The following is a 16,542-nucleotide window of genomic DNA, read 5'->3' on the forward strand; positions in this document are numbered from 1 at the left end:
TGGACGCACCCGCCACGGACGACCTGTCGGTCAGCGCTGTTCCTGTTCTTCCTCTCGCCGTCGCATCCGCGTGAGACCCAGGCCCAGGCCGGCGAGGATCATCACGCCGCCCAGCAGCAGGCCGCCGGCGGCGAGCGTGCCGCCCGTGACCGCGAGCCCGGTCGGCGGCGTCGGCACCACGCGGGTGACCGTCTGCGAGGTCGGCGGATCGATCGGCCCGCCCAGCGTGTTCCCGCCCACGGTCGCGACGTTGCGCACCTCACCGCGACGCACGTCGGCGGCATCGATGGTGTGCGGCGGCACGGTGCACGTCATCCGCTCCCCGGAGGCGAGGCTGGTCGCCGGACACGTGACCGCGCCCGCGGTCGGATCGGACACGACGATGTCGGAGACCGTCTGCGCCCCGATGTTGCTGACGACGATCGTCCACTCCACCCGGTCGCCGAGGTCGACGATCCCGTTGCCGTTCACGTCGACGGTCGTCGCCCGCTTCTCGATCGCGAGCTCGTTCGTCCCCTCGAAGGGCACCTCGACGGTCGACGGCGGCGACACGGGCGGCGTGCCCGACGGGGGTGTGCCGGTGGCCTTTGCCGTGTTGCTCAGTCGGCCGGAGTCGACGTCCGCCTGGGTCGTCGTGTACGTCGCCGAGCACGTCACGGTCTGCCCGGGGATGAGGCGCGCGGCCTCATCGGGGCAGGCGATGGCCGAGAGGTCTCCCTGGCCGGAGAACGCCGTCTCCTCGACCACCACGTCGGCCAGCGTCACGTTGCCCGTGTTGGTGACCACGAAGGAGTACTCCAGAGTCTCCCCCACGGTGGTCATCACGGCCGGGGTCGCGGACTTCACGATGTTCAGTCCCGGGGTCTGCAGGGCGGGGACGCGCGCCTCGGACGGCGGCGACACCGGGGGCTGCAGGTCCCCGGGGGGCACACCGGTCGCGGTCGCGGAGTTCGTCACCTGGCCGGCGTCGATGTCCCCCTGCGTCAGCACGTACGTCGCCGTGCAGATGAGTTGGGCACCCGGGGCCATCGACGCGGTCCCGGCCGGGCAGTCGACCGCCGACAGCGGTCCCGTCCCGGAGAAGGCCCCCTCATCGACGGTGACGTCGGTCAGCGTGACGTTGCCGGTGTTGGTCACGACGAACGAGTAGGTGATGTCCTGGCCCACGACGTAGGCCGCTGCCGTGTCGGGGCTGGCCGACTTCACCACGGCGATCGCCGGGTTCCGGTCGCCGGGGACCTCGACCGTCGACGGCGGCGTGACCGGCGGCTCGCTGGTCGGCGGTCCCGTCGGGGGCTCCCCCGTCGCGACAGCCGTGTTCGTCAGCCGCCCGGCGTCCACATCGGCCTGGGTGACCACGTACGGCGCGGTGCAGGTCACCGTCGCTCCCGGGGCCAGCGATGCCGCCTCGGCAGGACACGTGACCACCGGCGCGGTTCCCGTCCCCGAGAACGACACCTCCTCGACACCGACGTCCGTCATCGTCAGATTGCCCGTGTTGGTGATGAGGAACGAGTACGTGATCGTCTGCCCTGCGGCCGAGATCTCGGTGAGGTCCGCCGTCTTGGCGACCGTGAGGGCCGGCGACCCGTCTGACGGCACCCTGACCGTCGACGGCGGCGACACCGGCGGCTCCCCGGACGGCGGCGTTCCCGTGCCCGTGGCGGTGTTGGTCACACCGCCCGCATCGATGTCGGCCTGCGTCACGACGTACGGTGCGGTGCACGTCACCGCCGCCGCCGGAGCGAGCGATTCGGCTCCCGCGGGGCAGGTCACCACCGGCGCGGTGCCGGTACCGGTGAACGAGACCTCGTCCACGCCCACCTCCGTCAGCGTGACGTTGCCGGTGTTGGTGAGGAGGAACGAGTACGTGATCGTCTGTCCCGCCGCGGTGATCTCGGCGCGATCAGCCGTCTTCGCCACGGTCAGCGCGGGTGCCGGATCACCGGGGACCAGCACGGTCGAGGGCGGTGATACCGGGGGTTCGCCCGAGGGCGGCGTGCCGGTCACGGTGGCGGTGTTCGTCACTCCGCCGCCATCCAGGTCGGCCTGGGTGACCACGTAGGGCGCGGTACAGGTGACCTGGGCTCCCGGCGCGAGCGATGCGGCTCCTGCGGGGCAGCTCACCACCGGAGCCGTACCGGTACCGGTGAAGGTCGTCTCGTCCACCGTCACGTCGGCGATCGTCACGTTTCCCGTGTTCGTCACGAGGAAGGAGTAGGTGATCGTCTGGCCAGCTGCGGTGGTCGTGGTCCGGTCGGACGACTTCACCACCGACAGTCCCGGTGCCGGCGTCGACGGCACCTCGACCTCGGACGGCGGCGACACCGGCGGCTCCCCCGACGGCGGAGTACCCGTCACGGTCGCGGTGTTCGTCACACCACCCGCATCCACGTCAGCCTGCGTGACGACATACTCGGCCGTGCACGTCACCTCGCCCGCGGGAGCGAGCGACGCCACCGCGGCCGGGCACTCGATGACGGGTGCCGTCCCTGTGCCGGTGAACGAGGCCTCCGTCACCTCGACATCCGTCAGCGTCACGTTGCCGGTGTTCACGACGAGGAAGGAATAGGTGATCGTCTGGCCGGCAGCCGTGATCTCCGTCCGGTCCGCCGTCTTCGAGACCGACAGGCCGGGCGACGGCTCCGACGGCACCTCGACCTCGGACGGCGGCGACACCGGCGGCTCCCCCGACGGCGGCGTACCCGTCACGGTCGCCGTGTTCGTCACCCCGCCCGCGTCGATGTCCGCCTGCGTGACGACGTACTCGGCGGTGCACGTGACCTGGGCCCCGGGAACCATCGTGGCGGCACCCGCAGGACAAGTCACCACCGGAGCAGGACCCGTACCGGAGAAGGTGCCTTCCTCCACGGTGACGTCGCGCACCGTGACGTTGCCGGTGTTCGTCACGAGGAACGAATAGGTGATCGTCTGTCCCGCAGCGGTGATCTCCGTCCGGTCCGCGGTCTTCGCCACGGTCAGCGCCGGAGCCGGGTCCCCAGGGATCTCCACCGTCGTCGGCGGCGACACCGGCGGCGTCCCCGAGGGCGGCGTACCCGTCGCCGTCGCCGTGTTCGACAGCTGCCCGGCATCGATGTCGGCCTGGGTCAACGTGTACGTCGCGGTGCACACGACCTGCGCCCCCGGCGCGAGCGACGCCGCCCCCGCCGGACACGAGATCGCCGACACCTCGCCCGAACCCGTGAACGCCGTCTCGTCCACCGTCACGTCGGTGAGGGTCACGTTGCCGGTGTTCGTCACGACGAACGTGTAGGTGATCTCCGTGCCCACCGTGTAGTCGGCAGCGGTGGAGGGGTCGGCCGACTTCACCACGGTGATGCCGGGCGTCTCGATCGACGAGACCTCGACCTCGGAGGGCGGCGACACCGGCGGCTCGAGGGTTCCGGGCGGGTCACCGGTCACGGTGGCGGTGTTCGTCACGCCACCCGCATCGACGTCGGCCTGTGTCACCTCGTAGGTCGCGGTGCAGATCACCTGGGCCCCGGGCTCGAGGGACGCGGCGGCTGCGGGGCAGGTGACGACGGGAGTCGCGCCGGTTCCCGTGAACGACACCTCGTCGACGGTCACGTCCGCGATGGTCACGTTGCCGGTGTTGGTGATGAGGAAGGAGTAGGTGATGGTCTGGCCCGCGGCCGTGATCTCCGTCCGGTCGGCCGACTTCGCGACCGTGAGGGCGGGGCTGCTCGGCACGGTGACGATCGCGGTGGAGGGGGTGGAGACCGGAGGCTCGAGGTCGCGCGGCGGCGTGCCCGTCGCGGTGGCGGTGTTGGTCACCTGACCCGCGTCGACGTCCGCCTGCGTCGCCTCGTAGGACGCGGTGCAGGTGACCTGGGCCGCCGGAGCGAGTGTGGCGGCCGCCGGGCAGGTGACGACAGGCGCCGTGCCCGTGCCGGAGAACGCGGTGTCCGTCACGGTGATGTCGGTGAGGGTCACGTTGCCGGTGTTCGTGACGAGGAACGCATAGTCGACGGTCGCGCCGGCGGCGGTGATCGACGTCGGGTCGGCGGTCTTGACGAGGCTGATCGCGGGCGTCTCGTCCGCGGGGACCACGACGGTCGACGGCGGCGACACCGGCGGCTCCCCCGTGGGCGGCTCCCCGGTCACGGTCGCGGTGTTGGTCACCCCGCCCGCGTCGATGTCGGCCTGGGTCACCACGTAGGGCGCGGTACACGTCACCTGCGCGCCCGGGGCCAGGGAGGCGGCGACCGCGGGACAGGTGATGACAGGAGCCGTACCCGTGCCGGTGAAGGTGGTCTCCGTCACCCCGACGTCGGCGATCGGCACGTTTCCGGTGTTGGTGATGAGGAAGGAGTAGGTGATGGTCTGTCCGGCTACGGTGATGTCCGTGCGGTCCGCCGTCTTCGCCACCGTGAGCGCCGGGGCGGCGGTGACGGGGATCTCGACGGTGGACGGCGAGGACACCGGTGCCGTGCCCGTGGGCGGGGTGCCCGTCGCGGTGGCCGTGTTCGTGAGCGCCGAGGTGTTGTAGTCCGCGGCCGTCACGATGTAGCTCGCGGTGCAGGTCACCTGCGCTCCCGGAACGAGGGATGCGGCGCCGGCGGGGCAGGTCACGTCGAGGGCACCCGTTCCCGAGAAGGACTCCTCGTCGATGCCGACGTTCGTCAGGGTCACGTTCCCGGTGTTCGTGACGAGGAAGGAGTAGTCGATCGTCTGCCCGGCGCCGGTGATCGCGGTCGTCTCGGAGCTCTTCTCCAGCGAGATCGCCGGAGCCGGGTCCACCGGCACGCGCACGGTCGACGGCGGAGACACCGGAGGCGTCAGCGACCCCGGCGGCACGCCGGTGGCGGTCGCGGTGTTGCTGACCGATCCCCCGTCCACGTCCGCCCGGGTCAGGGTGTAGCCCGCGGTACAGGTGGCCTGCGCGCCCGGGGCGAGCGGTGCCGTCGGGCACTCGATCGTCGACAGGGAGCCGGAACCCGTGAACGCCGTCTCGTTCACCGCGATGTTCGAGACGGTCACGTTGCCCGTGTTGGTGACGATGAACGAGTAGTCGATAACCTGTCCGACCGTGAAGTCGTCCGGTCCGGACGGGGTCGCCGACTTCACGACCGTGAGCGCCGGGGTGCGGGTCGTCGTGACCGTCGCGGTGCTCGGGTTGCTCTCCACGCCGGTGTTCGCTTCAGAGGTACCGGTCGCGAGCGCGGTGTTCGTCACCGTGCCCGCATCGATGTCCGCCTGCGTCAGCGTGTATGCAGCCGTACAGGTGGTGTTCTGCCCCACGGCGAGCGTCGTCGCCGCGCAGCTCACCGCCCCGAGCGTCCCGGTGCCGCTGAACGCGGACTCGCGAATGCCGAGACTCGAGACGGCGACGTTGCCGGTGTTGGAGACCGCGAACGAGTACGTGACCGTGTCCCCCGCCGCACTGGCGGTGGTCGGCGTGACCGTCTTCGTCAACGTTAGAGACGGCGCCGGAGCCGTGATCGCGAGGGCGTAGTCCTCCACCTCACCCGGGCCGCCGGTCCCCGTCGGGGTCGCCGTGGTCAGCCCCGTCCCGCTCTGGATGCGGAACCGCGCGAACGTCTGCCCGCCCACCGTCTGGGAGGCGATGCCGGACCAGTTCAGCGTCACCGACGAGCCATCCGCCGTCCCTGCGGGCACCGCCGCGGTGGCACCCTCATTCGCATCGAACACGCCGTTGCGATTGAAGTCGATCCAGCCGACCAGGGTCGCCGGCACCCCCGGCACCTTGTTCGACGCCAGCACCGACACCGAGTACGTGTTGGTCACGCTCGCCATGATCGGCCCGAACGACGCCACCCCCGTCTCGTCGTTGATGGTCTGGTTCGGGGCCGTACCGCCGACCGCGTTGTCACCCGTCGCGTTCGCGCTGTACTGCATCGCACTCTCGGCATCGGCCGACCACCCCAGATACGTCGCCGCGTTCAGCTCCTGGGAGACCGAACCGTAGCTGGCCGGCGCATCGCCGAAGTCGTCGGGGATCGTCGTACAGGAGGGGTTGAACCCGTCGATGCCTTCGCCACCGCTCTGAGCCCGGTAGCCGCGCACGACGATGTCGCTCGTTCCGGTCGTCCCGGCGGGGCCACATCGGGGTGTCGGCGTGTCCAGGCCGCCGTTGGTGTTGAAGTTCTGGCCTGCGGTGAGGACGGTGGGGGTCGCCGCGAGGTTGACCCGCAGCTCGCCGGTCGCCGTGAAGGTCATCGGACGACACGTGATCTGCACCGAGGAGGGCCAGCGGGCGCCATTGTCGCCGACGAAGGTCGTACCCGTGATCCGGTGCACGAAGGTGTTCGCCGGACACGTGGCGGTCTGCACGTTCCCGCGACCCTGGTCGTAGACCGGACCCTCGATCCAGGGGGGGTTCACCGCCGAGGTGATGACGCCGGCGCTGCTCACGGTGATCGTCGAGCACTGCAGGCTGAAGCGCGTGAGGATGGAGTTCGCTGAGGACCCCGGCGCGTCCGCGGTGCGGTTCTCCGTCCGCACGGCCCTGAGGACGGAGTTCGTCGGGCACTCCGTCGGGGCGGTCAGATCCTTGTCCGAGCCGACGACGGGTCCTTCGTACGACACGCCGAGGTACAGCTGAGCCGGGTCACCCGGGGCCGCCGTCGCGGGGAGCACGGGCGCGACGAGCGATCCGAGCACGAGGGCGAGCATGGTCGCCATCGCCCACGGACGCCGCGGCGACAGCAGCTGCCGTCGCGTTCTCCGGTCCTTCTTCTCTTTGCGCTCGGAATTCGTATGCAGAGAGAACTGCATGAGGACTCCCCTGTTCCGTTCCCAGCCCACCCACCCCTCCGAACTGGGATAGGGCCGAGAGTAGGGCGGCCCTGGACGGAACTCCAGCCACCTTTGGTCGCTACAGGATGAGGACTTTCGTCACTGTCCCGGAGGGGAAGGCGCCTCGAGTCGACGGCGCAGAGCCGTCGCGCGTTCCTCGAGTTCTGCGCGGATCTCGTGGGCGGCGAGCGAGCCACCGGAGAGGAAACCGGCCTCCAGCGCCTCCCGCCACCGACGGTTCACTTCTTCCAGCTCGCGGGTGAGGCGCTCCCTCTCCTCGGCCGAGAGCGGCTCCGGCGGGACGGCCTCCTCCACCTCGCCCTGCGGCACGACGTACCACCGGAAATCCTCGCGACCGCGCGCGTTGTTGAGTCGCCAGAGCACTGCGAGGGACACCAGGACCCCTGCTCCCCCTGTCACGATCATCGCCCAGGCGAACCCGGGCGCGTCGTCCCGTTCGAGCATGCCCAACCAGAGCAGCAGCCCACCGATGAGGCCCAGGGCGCCGGGGAAGACGATGCGGACGAGGACGAGTCCGACGGTGTGCATCCAAGGCGTCATGCGTGAGACCGATCGATGGGCGTTCGCGGCGGAGAAGAAGAAAGAGCCGGTCAGACTCTGACCGACTCTTTCATGAATGTCTCGCTGTGCGCGAGGGGGGACTTGAACCCCCACGTCCATAAGGACACTGGCACCTGAAGCCAGCGCGTCTACCATTCCGCCACTCGCGCGAGCGTCCCGTTCCGAAGAACTCAACTTTCCGAGGATATCACGCGTTTTCGGCCTCGTTGCACACCCCCGGGAGGGGCGTCGGCGGCGTTCCCCCAGGTCACCTGGCTACGATGTCCCTACCGGTCGGCATGCCAGAGGAGCCCAGTGGGACTACTTGACAGCTTTGAGAAGGGTCTCGAGCGCGCAGTGAACAGCGCGTTCGCGAAGACCTTCCGCAGCGGCATCCAGCCCGTGGAGATCGCTTCGGCGCTGCGACGCGAGGCGGATACCACTGCGGCCGTGGTGAGCCGTGACCGCATCATCGCGCCCAACAACTACGTCGTGCGTCTGAGCCCCGACGACGCGGAGCGCATGCGCGGGCTCGGCGGCGCGCTGACGGACGAGCTGCACGCCCTCCTCACGAAGCACGCGAAGTCGCAGGGCTACAGCTTCGCCGGCCCGCTGTCCCTCACACTCGAGGCGGACGACAAGGTCGCCACCGGCACCGTGCGCGTCACCTCGGGCACCGTCGAAGGACGCGTGAGCTGGCAGGCCGTGGTCGACGTCGACGGACGCCGGCACACCCTCACCCGTGCCCGCACCGTGATCGGCCGTGGCTCGGACGCCGACATCACCATCGCCGACGCGGGATCGAGCCGTCGTCACGCCGAGATCCTCTGGGACGGCGAGCGCGCCATGCTCCGCGACATGGGATCCACCAACGGCACGAAGGTCGACGGGCAGAAGCTCCGCGAAGCCGCCCTCCCCTCCGACACCACGATCACGATCGGTCGCACCGACCTCGTGTTCCGCATCGTCCCCGTCGCCACCCCGTCGCGGTCGTCCCGCCCCGGCGACGACGCGACCCGCGTGTTCGGAGCCCTCGGATGAGTGAACTGGTCCTGCTCCTGCTCCGCATCGGCTTCCTCGTGCTGATGTGGTTCTTCGTGTTCGGGGTCGTCTACTCCCTGCGCGCCGACCTGTTCGGGGTGCGTGCTCGCAAGCTCCCCGCCGAGGCCACCGCGGGAGCACCCGCTGCTGCCGCTCCGGCACCGGCCGCTCCGCCCCGTCCCTCGTCCGCGCGACCGTCGACCGGCCCCGCCACGGTGGCCACGGCGAAGCGCCTCGTGATCACGTCCGGGCCGAAGGCCGGTCTCGAGCTCCCCCTCGGCTCCGACGCGATGACGATCGGCCGCTCCAGCGAGTCCGCCCTGGTGATCCGCGACGACTACACGTCCAGCCATCACGCCCGGCTCCTGCTCCGCGGCGACACCTGGGCGATCCAGGACCTCGACTCGACGAACGGCACGTTCGTGGCCGGCCAGCGGGTGACGGGCGGCCCGGTCTCCCTCAGCCTCGGCACCCCGGTCAAGGTAGGCGCGACGACGTTCGAGCTGAGGGCCTGACGCCGGCATGGTCTTCGAAGGCTCGAGCGCCGCGATCTCCCACACCGGGAAGGTCCGCTCCAACAACCAGGACTCCGGGTACTCCGGGGCGAACCTGTTCGTCGTCGCCGACGGCATGGGCGGACACGCGGGCGGCGACGTCGCCTCCAGCATCGCCATCCAGCGCATGGAGCCGCTGGACCAGCCGTACTCCTCCACGGAGGATGCGCAGGCCGCCCTTCAGGCCGCCGCCACGACCGCCGCGGGCGACCTCATCCGCGCCGCCAAGGATCGTCCGGAGCTCGCCGGACTCGGCACCACGCTCAGCGCCATCATCATGGTGGACGAGTATGCCGTCATCGGTCACATCGGCGACTCCCGCATCTACCTCTACCGCGACGACGCGCTGACGCAGATCACGGCCGACCACACCTTCGTGCAGCGCCTGGTCGACTCCGGCCGCATCACGCCGGAAGAGGCCAGGTACCACCCGCGGCGCTCCGTGCTCATGCGCGTGCTCAGCGACATGGACGCCGACCCCGAGCTGGACATGTTCGTCATGCACGCGCAGCCCGGCGACCGCTGGCTGCTGTGCTCCGACGGCCTCTCCGGTGTCGTGGACGAGGCCCGCATCCTCAAGGCCATGCAGCTCGGGCTCGCCCCCGGCCGCACGGCGGACAACCTCCTCAAGCAGGCCCTCGACGGCGGCGCCCCGGACAATGTCACGATCGTGATCGTCGACGTCGGCGGTCAGCACCCCGTCCACTCCGGCACCGCCACGATCGTCGGAGCGGCATCGAACCCGTCGGGTGTCTACGTGCCGCCGGTGCGGGCCCCGCGTAGCAACTGGCTGCACCCGGTGCGGCAGGCCGCGAATGAACCGAGCCACTTCGAGCCGGCACCCGAGTACCTCGAGGAGCTGATCGAGGAGGACCGCCGTCGCGCCAAGCGCCGCCGGCTGGGCTGGATCGCCGGCACCCTCGTCGTCCTCGCGATGCTGGGCTTCGCAGCGTTCGCCGCCTACAGCTGGACGCAGACGCGCTACTTCATCGGCGCCGATGAGGACAGTGTCGTGATCTTCCAAGGTGTGCAGCAGAACATCGGTCCGATCACGCTGTCGACGCCGGTGGAGGACACCGAGATCCTCCTCGCCGACCTGCCCCCGTATCAGCGGGCCTCGGTCGAGCGCACGATCAGCGCACGCTCGCTCTCCGACGCGATGGCCATCGTCGACCGTCTCCGCACGGGCGCCGAGGCGAACATCATCGAGCAGACCCCGCTGCCCACACCGCTCCCCTCCCCGAGCGCCACACCGTCGGGAGGTGCCGGGTGAGCACCGACGTCCAGGCCGACACCACGGTCATCAAGGCGCTGCGCCGGCTGCGCATGCCGCAGACGCAGCGCAACCGCGAGTTCTGGCTGCTCCTCTTCGCCTGTGCGATCAGCGGCGCCGCCCTCACCCTCGTCCAGCTCGGCGCCCTCGGCACCATCGACCCGATGATCCTGGCGATCGGCGGCGGCCTGGCAGCTCTGGCGTTCGCGCTGCACATCGTGCTCCGCTTCGTCGCCGCCGACGCCGACCCCTTCGTCGTCCCGATCGCGACGCTGCTCACCGGACTCGGCGTCGCGATGATCTATCGGATCGACATCGCCTTCGCGAACACCGGGTGGAACGCGTACTCCACCAAACAGCTCGCCTGGACCGCCATCTCGCTGGCCGGGGCGATCACGGTGGTCATCCTGCTGCGTAACTACCGGATCCTGTTCCGGTACACCTACATCTTCGGCCTCGCCGGAATCCTCCTCCTGCTCCTGCCGTTCGTCCCCGGTCTGCGGATCCCGGACGCCAACGCGCAGGTGTGGGTCTCGCTCGGCGGCATGTTCGCCTTCCAGCCCGGAGAGCTCGCCAAGATCTGTCTCGCGATCTTCTTCGCCGGCTACCTCGTGCGCACGCGGGAGAGCCTGACGTCGGTGGGCAAGCGGGTGCTCGGGATCACCTGGCCGCGGATGCGCGAGCTCGGTCCGGTGCTGGTCGTCTGGCTCGTCTCGCTCGGCATCATCGTCGTCCAGCGCGACCTCGGTACCGGAACGCTCATCTTCGGCATGTTCGTGGCCATGCTCTACGTCGCGACAGGCAAGACGAGCTGGGTACTCATCGGTCTCGGCCTCGTGGTCGCCGGCGTCGCCGTCGCCTCCCAGATCCTCAGCTACGTGCAGGGCCGCTTCGTCAACTGGCTCTTCTTGTTCGACTCCTCGAAGGTCGACCCCGACGGCGCCGGATACCAGCCCATGCAGGGTTTGTTCGGGCTCGCCCGCGGCGGCCTCATCGGCACCGGCTGGGGGCAGGGCCGCCCGGAGATCACGCCGCTCGCGCACAGCGACTACATCATCACGAGCCTGGGCGAGGAGCTCGGCCTCATCGGCCTGTTCGCCATCCTCTGCCTCTACATGGTGTTCGTCAGCCGCGGCGTCCGCATCGGTCTCGCCGGTCAGGACGATTTCGGCAAGCTGCTCGCCACGGGCCTGTCGTTCACCATCGCGCTGCAGGTGTTCATCATGGTCGGCGGCGTCACCCGGGTCATCCCGCTGACCGGTCTGACCACCCCGTTCCTCGCCGCCGGTGGCTCGTCGCTCGTCGCGAACTGGCTCATCGTGGCACTCCTCCTCCGCATCTCCGACGGCGTCCGCCGTCAGCCCCGGGTGGTGATCGGCTGACATGACACGAGAACTCCGCAGACTCAGCATCGTCATGCTATTCATGTTCATCGCGCTGTTCGCCGCGACGAGCTGGATCCAGGTCGTCGAGACCGACGGGCTGTCGCAGAATCCGCACAACAAGCGCACCCGGCTGGACAGCTACGAGATCCAGCGCGGCGCGATCATCGTCGACGGCACCGCGATCGCCAACTCGGTCCCCAGCGACGACACGTACCGGTTCCAGCGCGTCTACACCGACGCCGAGATGTGGGAGCCCGTCACCGGCTACTTCAACCCCGCGCTCGGCTCCAGCACCGGCATCGAGGAGGCGATGAACGCCGATCTCTCGGGCACGGGCTCGAACGCGTTCTTCGCGGAGATCGAGCGGATCCTCTCCGGTCAGCCCCAGCGCGGGTTCAGCGTCGAGCTGTCGTTGAACACCGCTGCGCAGCGCGCCGCCACCGAGGCCCTGGACGGCCTGCAGGGCGCCGTCGTGGCGATGGATCCGAAGACCGGACGCATCCTCGCGCTGGCGTCCACCCCCGGCTTCGACACGAACAGCATGGCGACCCACGACGCGAACGCCGCCAACGCGACCTATGACCAGCTCGTGGCCGACCCCGGCACACCACTGTCGAACCGGGCGATCGCCGGCGACCTCAATCCCCCGGGGTCGACCTTCAAGATCGTCGTGGCGGCGGCCGCCTACGCCAGCGGAGAGTGGACGCCGGAGTCGACCCTCCCCAACCCCGCCTCGTACACGCTGCCGGGCTCGAACAGTCGCGTCTCCAACGCGTGGGGCGGCACCTGCGGCTCCGGCGCGACGGTCACGATCGCCGAGGCGATCCGTCTCAGCTGCAACATCCCGATGGCCGAGCTCGCGGTCGAGCTCGGCGATGACACGATCCGGGAGATGGCGGAGAAGTTCGGGTTCAACCGCAGCTTCGACATCCCGCTCACCTCGACGCCCTCGAGCTACCCCCAGGGGCTCGACGACGCGCAGACCGCCCTCACCGGATTCGGGCAGGGGCAGGTGACCGCGACGCCGTTGCAGATCGCCATGGTCTCCGCCGGCATCGCCAACGACGGCGTCGTCATGAACCCGCAGATGGTCGACGCCGTGATCGGCAACGACCTTTCGGTGATCCGGTCGTTCGACAGCACCGAGTTCGGTCGCGCGATGGAGCCGGACGTCGCCGACGAGGTGACCTCCGCCATGGTCGCGAGCGTCTCAAACGGCGCGGCGCAGGGTGCAAGAATAGACGGGGTCGACGTGGCCGGTAAGACCGGAACGGCGGAGAACGGAAACAGGCCGCACACGCTGTGGTTCACGGGGTTCGCCCCCGCGGACGACCCCGCGGTCGCGGTAGCGGTCGTCGTCGAGAACGGCGGCGGACAGGGTCAATCAGGAAGCGGGGACACCATCGCCGCTCCGATTGCGAAGAAGGTCATAGAGGCGGTGCTGGGCAGATGAGGCCGACGCAGGGTGTGTCGTTCGGTGGTCGCTACGAGCTGCAGTCGCGGATTGCGATCGGCGGCATGGGCGAGGTGTGGGAGGCGACGGATCACGTCATCGGACGCACCGTCGCCATCAAGATCCTCAAGGACGAGTACATGGGGGACCCCGGGTTCCTCGAGCGGTTCCGCGCGGAAGCGCGTCATGCTGCGCTCGTCAACCACGAGGGCATCGCCAGCGTGTTCGACTACGGCGAGGAGAACGGCAGCGCCTACCTCGTCATGGAGCTCGTGCCGGGTGAGGCCCTGTCGACGATCCTGGAGCGGGACGGCGCACTGAGTGCCGACAAGACGCTCGACATCGTCGCGCAGACCGCTTCGGCCCTCCAGGCCGCGCACGCCGCGGGTCTCGTGCACCGCGACATCAAGCCCGGGAACCTCCTCATCACGCCCGACGGCCGTGTGAAGATCACCGACTTCGGCATCGCCCGGATCGCCGATCAGGTACCGCTCACCGCGACCGGTCAGGTCATGGGCACGGTGCAGTACCTGTCGCCGGAGCAGGCGTCGGGTCACCCCGCCTCCCCCGCGACCGACACGTACTCGCTCGGCATCGTCGCGTACGAGTGCCTCGCCGGCAAGCGCCCCTTCACGGGCGAGTCGCAGGTCGCGATCGCCATGGCGCAGATCAACGAGCAGCCGCCGCCGCTGCCGCCGACGGTCCCGATCCCCGTGCAGAACCTGGTCATGGCGATGATCGCCAAGAAGCCGGCGGATCGCCCCTCCTCCTCGGCCACGGTCGCCCGTGCGGCCCAGGCCCTGCGTCGCGGAGACCTGAACTCCGCGGCCATCGCCGTGCCCGCCATCGCGACGGGCGGCATCGCCGGCGACGACGACGCCACGCGCATGCTCACTGCGACCGGTGACGACGGCACGACACGCATCCTGCCCACCACCGCCCAGTTGCCCACCGATGAAGCGGCCGCGGAGGAGCAGGAGAAGAAAAAGAAGAAGAAGAGCGCCTGGACGTGGCCGCTCATCGCGCTGATCGTGCTGCTGCTCGTCGTGGCCGTCCCCACCCTGTGGGCGCTGTTCGGCAACCAGGGCAAGGATGCCGACCCCGACCCCACCGGGTCCGCGAGCCGCACCCCCACGCAGACACAGACGCAGACGCCCTCGCAGGAGCCCACGCCCGACGAGACCCGGGTCGACGTGACCGCACTCGGTCTCAACGGCATGGACTGCGGCACGGCGACCGCGACGCTCAAGGAGGCCGGGTTCTCCGACATCGCCTGCGGTGAGGGCGACCCCGCCCCGAGCGACGGCGACGTCGGCAAGGTCTACCGGGTGCAGCCGGAGGGGAACGTCGCGACGACCACCCCGATCGCGCTCACGGTCTACGCCGGCCGCACGCCGCTGCCGACGCCGACCGACCAGCCGACGATCACCGGCGACCCGGTCGCGGGCAGCACCGTGACGATCTCCTGGGGCACCGGTTTCACCTGCCCCAGTGGCACGACGCTGTCCGGCTACGTCGTCTCGCTGCAGAACGGCACCTTCGTCTCCGGCGGCCCGAACTTCCAGCCGACGCAGCGCAACGCTCAGGTGACGGTCGGCGACGCCGTGGGACAGCAGCTCATCGCGACGTATCAGGGCCTGTGCTCCGGTGGCGACCAGCGCACGTCGAACGCCTCTCCCCCGCTCTCCGTCACGATCGTGGCACCGGAGGACGGCGAGGGTGACGGCGGCGACGGCGCCCAAGGGTAGCCTGAGTATCCAGTCCAGCCGCAGTCGTTTCCAGGGGGGTCATCCGTGTCCACAGAGCCACAAGTCATCGCGGGCCGGTACCGCGTCGACGAGCTCATCGGACACGGCGGGATGGCGAAGGTGTACCGCGGGTACGACCTGACTCTCGGCCGCGAGATCGCGATCAAGATCCTCGATCCCGATCTCGCCCGCGACACCAGTTTCCGCACGCGGTTCCGCCTGGAGGCCCAGTCGGCGTCGCGCATGTCGCACCCCTCCATCGTGCGGGTGTACGACGCCGGTGATCCGTCGACGGTCGACAGTTCCTCGGACGAGCCGCCGTACATCGTGATGGAGCTGGTCAAGGGCACCCTGCTCAAGAAGATCATCGCCGACGGTCCGGTTCCCGTCGAGGACGCGGTGCGCTACGTCGACGGCATCCTCGAAGCGCTGGACTACTCGCATCGCGCGGGCGTCGTGCACCGCGACATCAAGCCCGGCAACGTCATGGTCACCGACAAGGGCCAGGTGAAGGTCATGGACTTCGGCATCGCGCGCGCGGTGTCCGACTCGTCCTCGACGGTGGCCGAGACCACTCAGATCATCGGCACCGCCGCGTACTTCTCCCCCGAGCAGGCCAAGGGCGAACCTGTCGACGCCCGTGCCGACCTCTACTCCACCGGGGTCGTGCTCTACGAACTGCTGACGGGGCGACAGCCGTTCCGTGGCGAGTCGCCGGTCGCCGTGGCCTACCAGCACGTCAGCGAGACGCCGGTCCCGCCCTCCGAGGTCAACGAGGAGTCGCCCGCCGCCCTCGACCCGATCGTGCTGCGTGCCCTCGCCAAGGACCCGTACCAGCGGTACCCGGATGCCGCGCACTTCCGCGCCGCTCTGGATGCCGCGGTGACGGGCGCCGCACCCACCCGCAAGCAGATCGGCGCGCTGACCAGCGAGCTCTACGGCCCGAGCCCCCGCCAGGCGCAGGAGACGGCGCGGTCGCTGCGTCAGCTCAGCACCGACACCACGATGGCTCGCACGCAGTCGGGACCGCCCGTCGCCTGGATCTGGGCGGGAGTCGCCCTGCTGGCGGTGCTCCTGGCCTCGGTGCTGTTCTGGGTCTGGACCATCAGCATGCGTCCCGCCGACGTGCCCAGCACCTCGCGAGTCGTCCCCGACCTGACGAACGTCGCCTCCGAGCGCGCACAGGACGATCTCGCTGAGCTGGATCTCTCCTCCAAGATCGTCATCGAGTCGAGCCCGTCGATCGCCGAGGGCAACGTGATCCGCACCGACCCCGAGGGCGGCGTCTCCGTGGAGCAGGGTTCGACCGTCACCCTCTACGTGTCCTCCGGCGAAGAGACAGTGGTCGTGCCGAAGCTCGAGGGAATGTCCCTCGATGCCGCGACGAAGGCGTTGAAGGCCGCCGGCCTCGAACTCGGCACCGTGACGCAGCGCAACGACAAGGGCCTCGCAGCCAACACCGTCATGACGGCGAGCGAGGAGGCGGATGCCGAGGTCGCTCCCGGCACCGTCGTGAACCTCGAGGTGGCCAGCGGGAAGGTCACCCTGAACAACGTCGTCGGCTGGTCCCTGGACTCGGCCACGCAGGCGCTCGAGGACCTGGGGCTCACTCCGGTGCCGACCGAGGCGCCGGAGTGCCCGGCGACGGATCCGGAGACCGTGCACTCGATGTCCGTCGCGCCGGGCGACGTCCCCGTCGGGTCGTCGGTCGAACTCCGCTACTGCACCGGATCCTGACGCGACACTC

Annotated in this window: 9 protein-coding genes and 1 tRNA gene; 7 read left to right on the plus strand and 3 right to left on the minus strand. The window is 69.8% G+C overall.

All coding sequences use genetic code 11. The annotated features are described in order from the left end of the window. Positions 1–30: 30 nt before the first annotated feature. From AB0P08_RS13675 to AB0P08_RS13685, 3 genes are all read right to left on the minus strand, one after another. Positions 31–6,759 carry a CLIPPER-2 domain-containing protein gene (locus tag AB0P08_RS13675; protein ID WP_363590212.1) on the minus strand — a complete coding sequence of 2,243 codons (6,729 nt, stop codon included), beginning with the start codon at positions 6,757–6,759 and terminating at the stop codon, positions 31–33. Between the two features lie 120 nt (positions 6,760–6,879). Next, complete coding sequence (locus tag AB0P08_RS13680) at positions 6,880–7,329, minus strand: hypothetical protein (RefSeq protein ID WP_363590213.1); 450 nt, start codon at positions 7,327–7,329, stop codon at positions 6,880–6,882. A gap of 99 nt (positions 7,330–7,428) precedes the next feature. Beyond that, positions 7,429–7,511 (minus strand) — tRNA-Leu (locus tag AB0P08_RS13685). A 145-nt stretch (positions 7,512–7,656) separates the two neighbouring features. Here AB0P08_RS13685 and AB0P08_RS13690 point away from each other — a divergent pair. The 7 genes from AB0P08_RS13690 to pknB are packed head-to-tail and all read left to right on the plus strand — an operon-like array spanning position 7,657 to position 16,532. After that, positions 7,657–8,382, plus strand: coding sequence for an FHA domain-containing protein (locus tag AB0P08_RS13690; RefSeq protein ID WP_363590214.1), 726 nt, complete (start codon positions 7,657–7,659; stop codon positions 8,380–8,382). Next, positions 8,379–8,897: an FHA domain-containing protein FhaB/FipA gene (locus AB0P08_RS13695; RefSeq protein ID WP_315636787.1), complete on the plus strand. Its 519-nt coding sequence runs from the start codon at positions 8,379–8,381 to the stop codon at positions 8,895–8,897. The genes AB0P08_RS13690 and AB0P08_RS13695 overlap by 4 nt, the downstream gene beginning before the upstream one ends. 7 nt (positions 8,898–8,904) lie before the next feature. Continuing rightward, positions 8,905–10,209, plus strand: coding sequence for a PP2C family protein-serine/threonine phosphatase (locus AB0P08_RS13700; RefSeq protein WP_060922719.1), 1,305 nt, complete (start codon positions 8,905–8,907; stop codon positions 10,207–10,209). Beyond that, positions 10,206–11,591 carry an FtsW/RodA/SpoVE family cell cycle protein gene (locus AB0P08_RS13705; protein WP_187662805.1) on the plus strand — a complete coding sequence of 462 codons (1,386 nt, stop codon included), beginning with the start codon at positions 10,206–10,208 and terminating at the stop codon, positions 11,589–11,591. The genes AB0P08_RS13700 and AB0P08_RS13705 overlap by 4 nt, the downstream gene beginning before the upstream one ends. 1 nt (position 11,592) lies before the next feature. Then, positions 11,593–13,047: a peptidoglycan D,D-transpeptidase FtsI family protein gene (locus AB0P08_RS13710; protein ID WP_363590215.1), complete on the plus strand. Its 1,455-nt coding sequence runs from the start codon at positions 11,593–11,595 to the stop codon at positions 13,045–13,047. Beyond that, positions 13,044–14,795: a serine/threonine-protein kinase gene (locus AB0P08_RS13715; RefSeq protein WP_363590216.1), complete on the plus strand. Its 1,752-nt coding sequence runs from the start codon at positions 13,044–13,046 to the stop codon at positions 14,793–14,795. The genes AB0P08_RS13710 and AB0P08_RS13715 overlap by 4 nt, the downstream gene beginning before the upstream one ends. 45 nt (positions 14,796–14,840) lie before the next feature. After that, positions 14,841–16,532 carry a Stk1 family PASTA domain-containing Ser/Thr kinase gene (gene pknB, locus AB0P08_RS13720; protein ID WP_187662803.1) on the plus strand — a complete coding sequence of 564 codons (1,692 nt, stop codon included), beginning with the start codon at positions 14,841–14,843 and terminating at the stop codon, positions 16,530–16,532. The last annotated feature ends 10 nt before the right edge of the window (positions 16,533–16,542 follow it).

The organism is Microbacterium meiriae (assembly GCF_040686935.1).
In the GTDB taxonomy this organism is placed as follows: domain Bacteria; phylum Actinomycetota; class Actinomycetes; order Actinomycetales; family Microbacteriaceae; genus Microbacterium; species Microbacterium meiriae.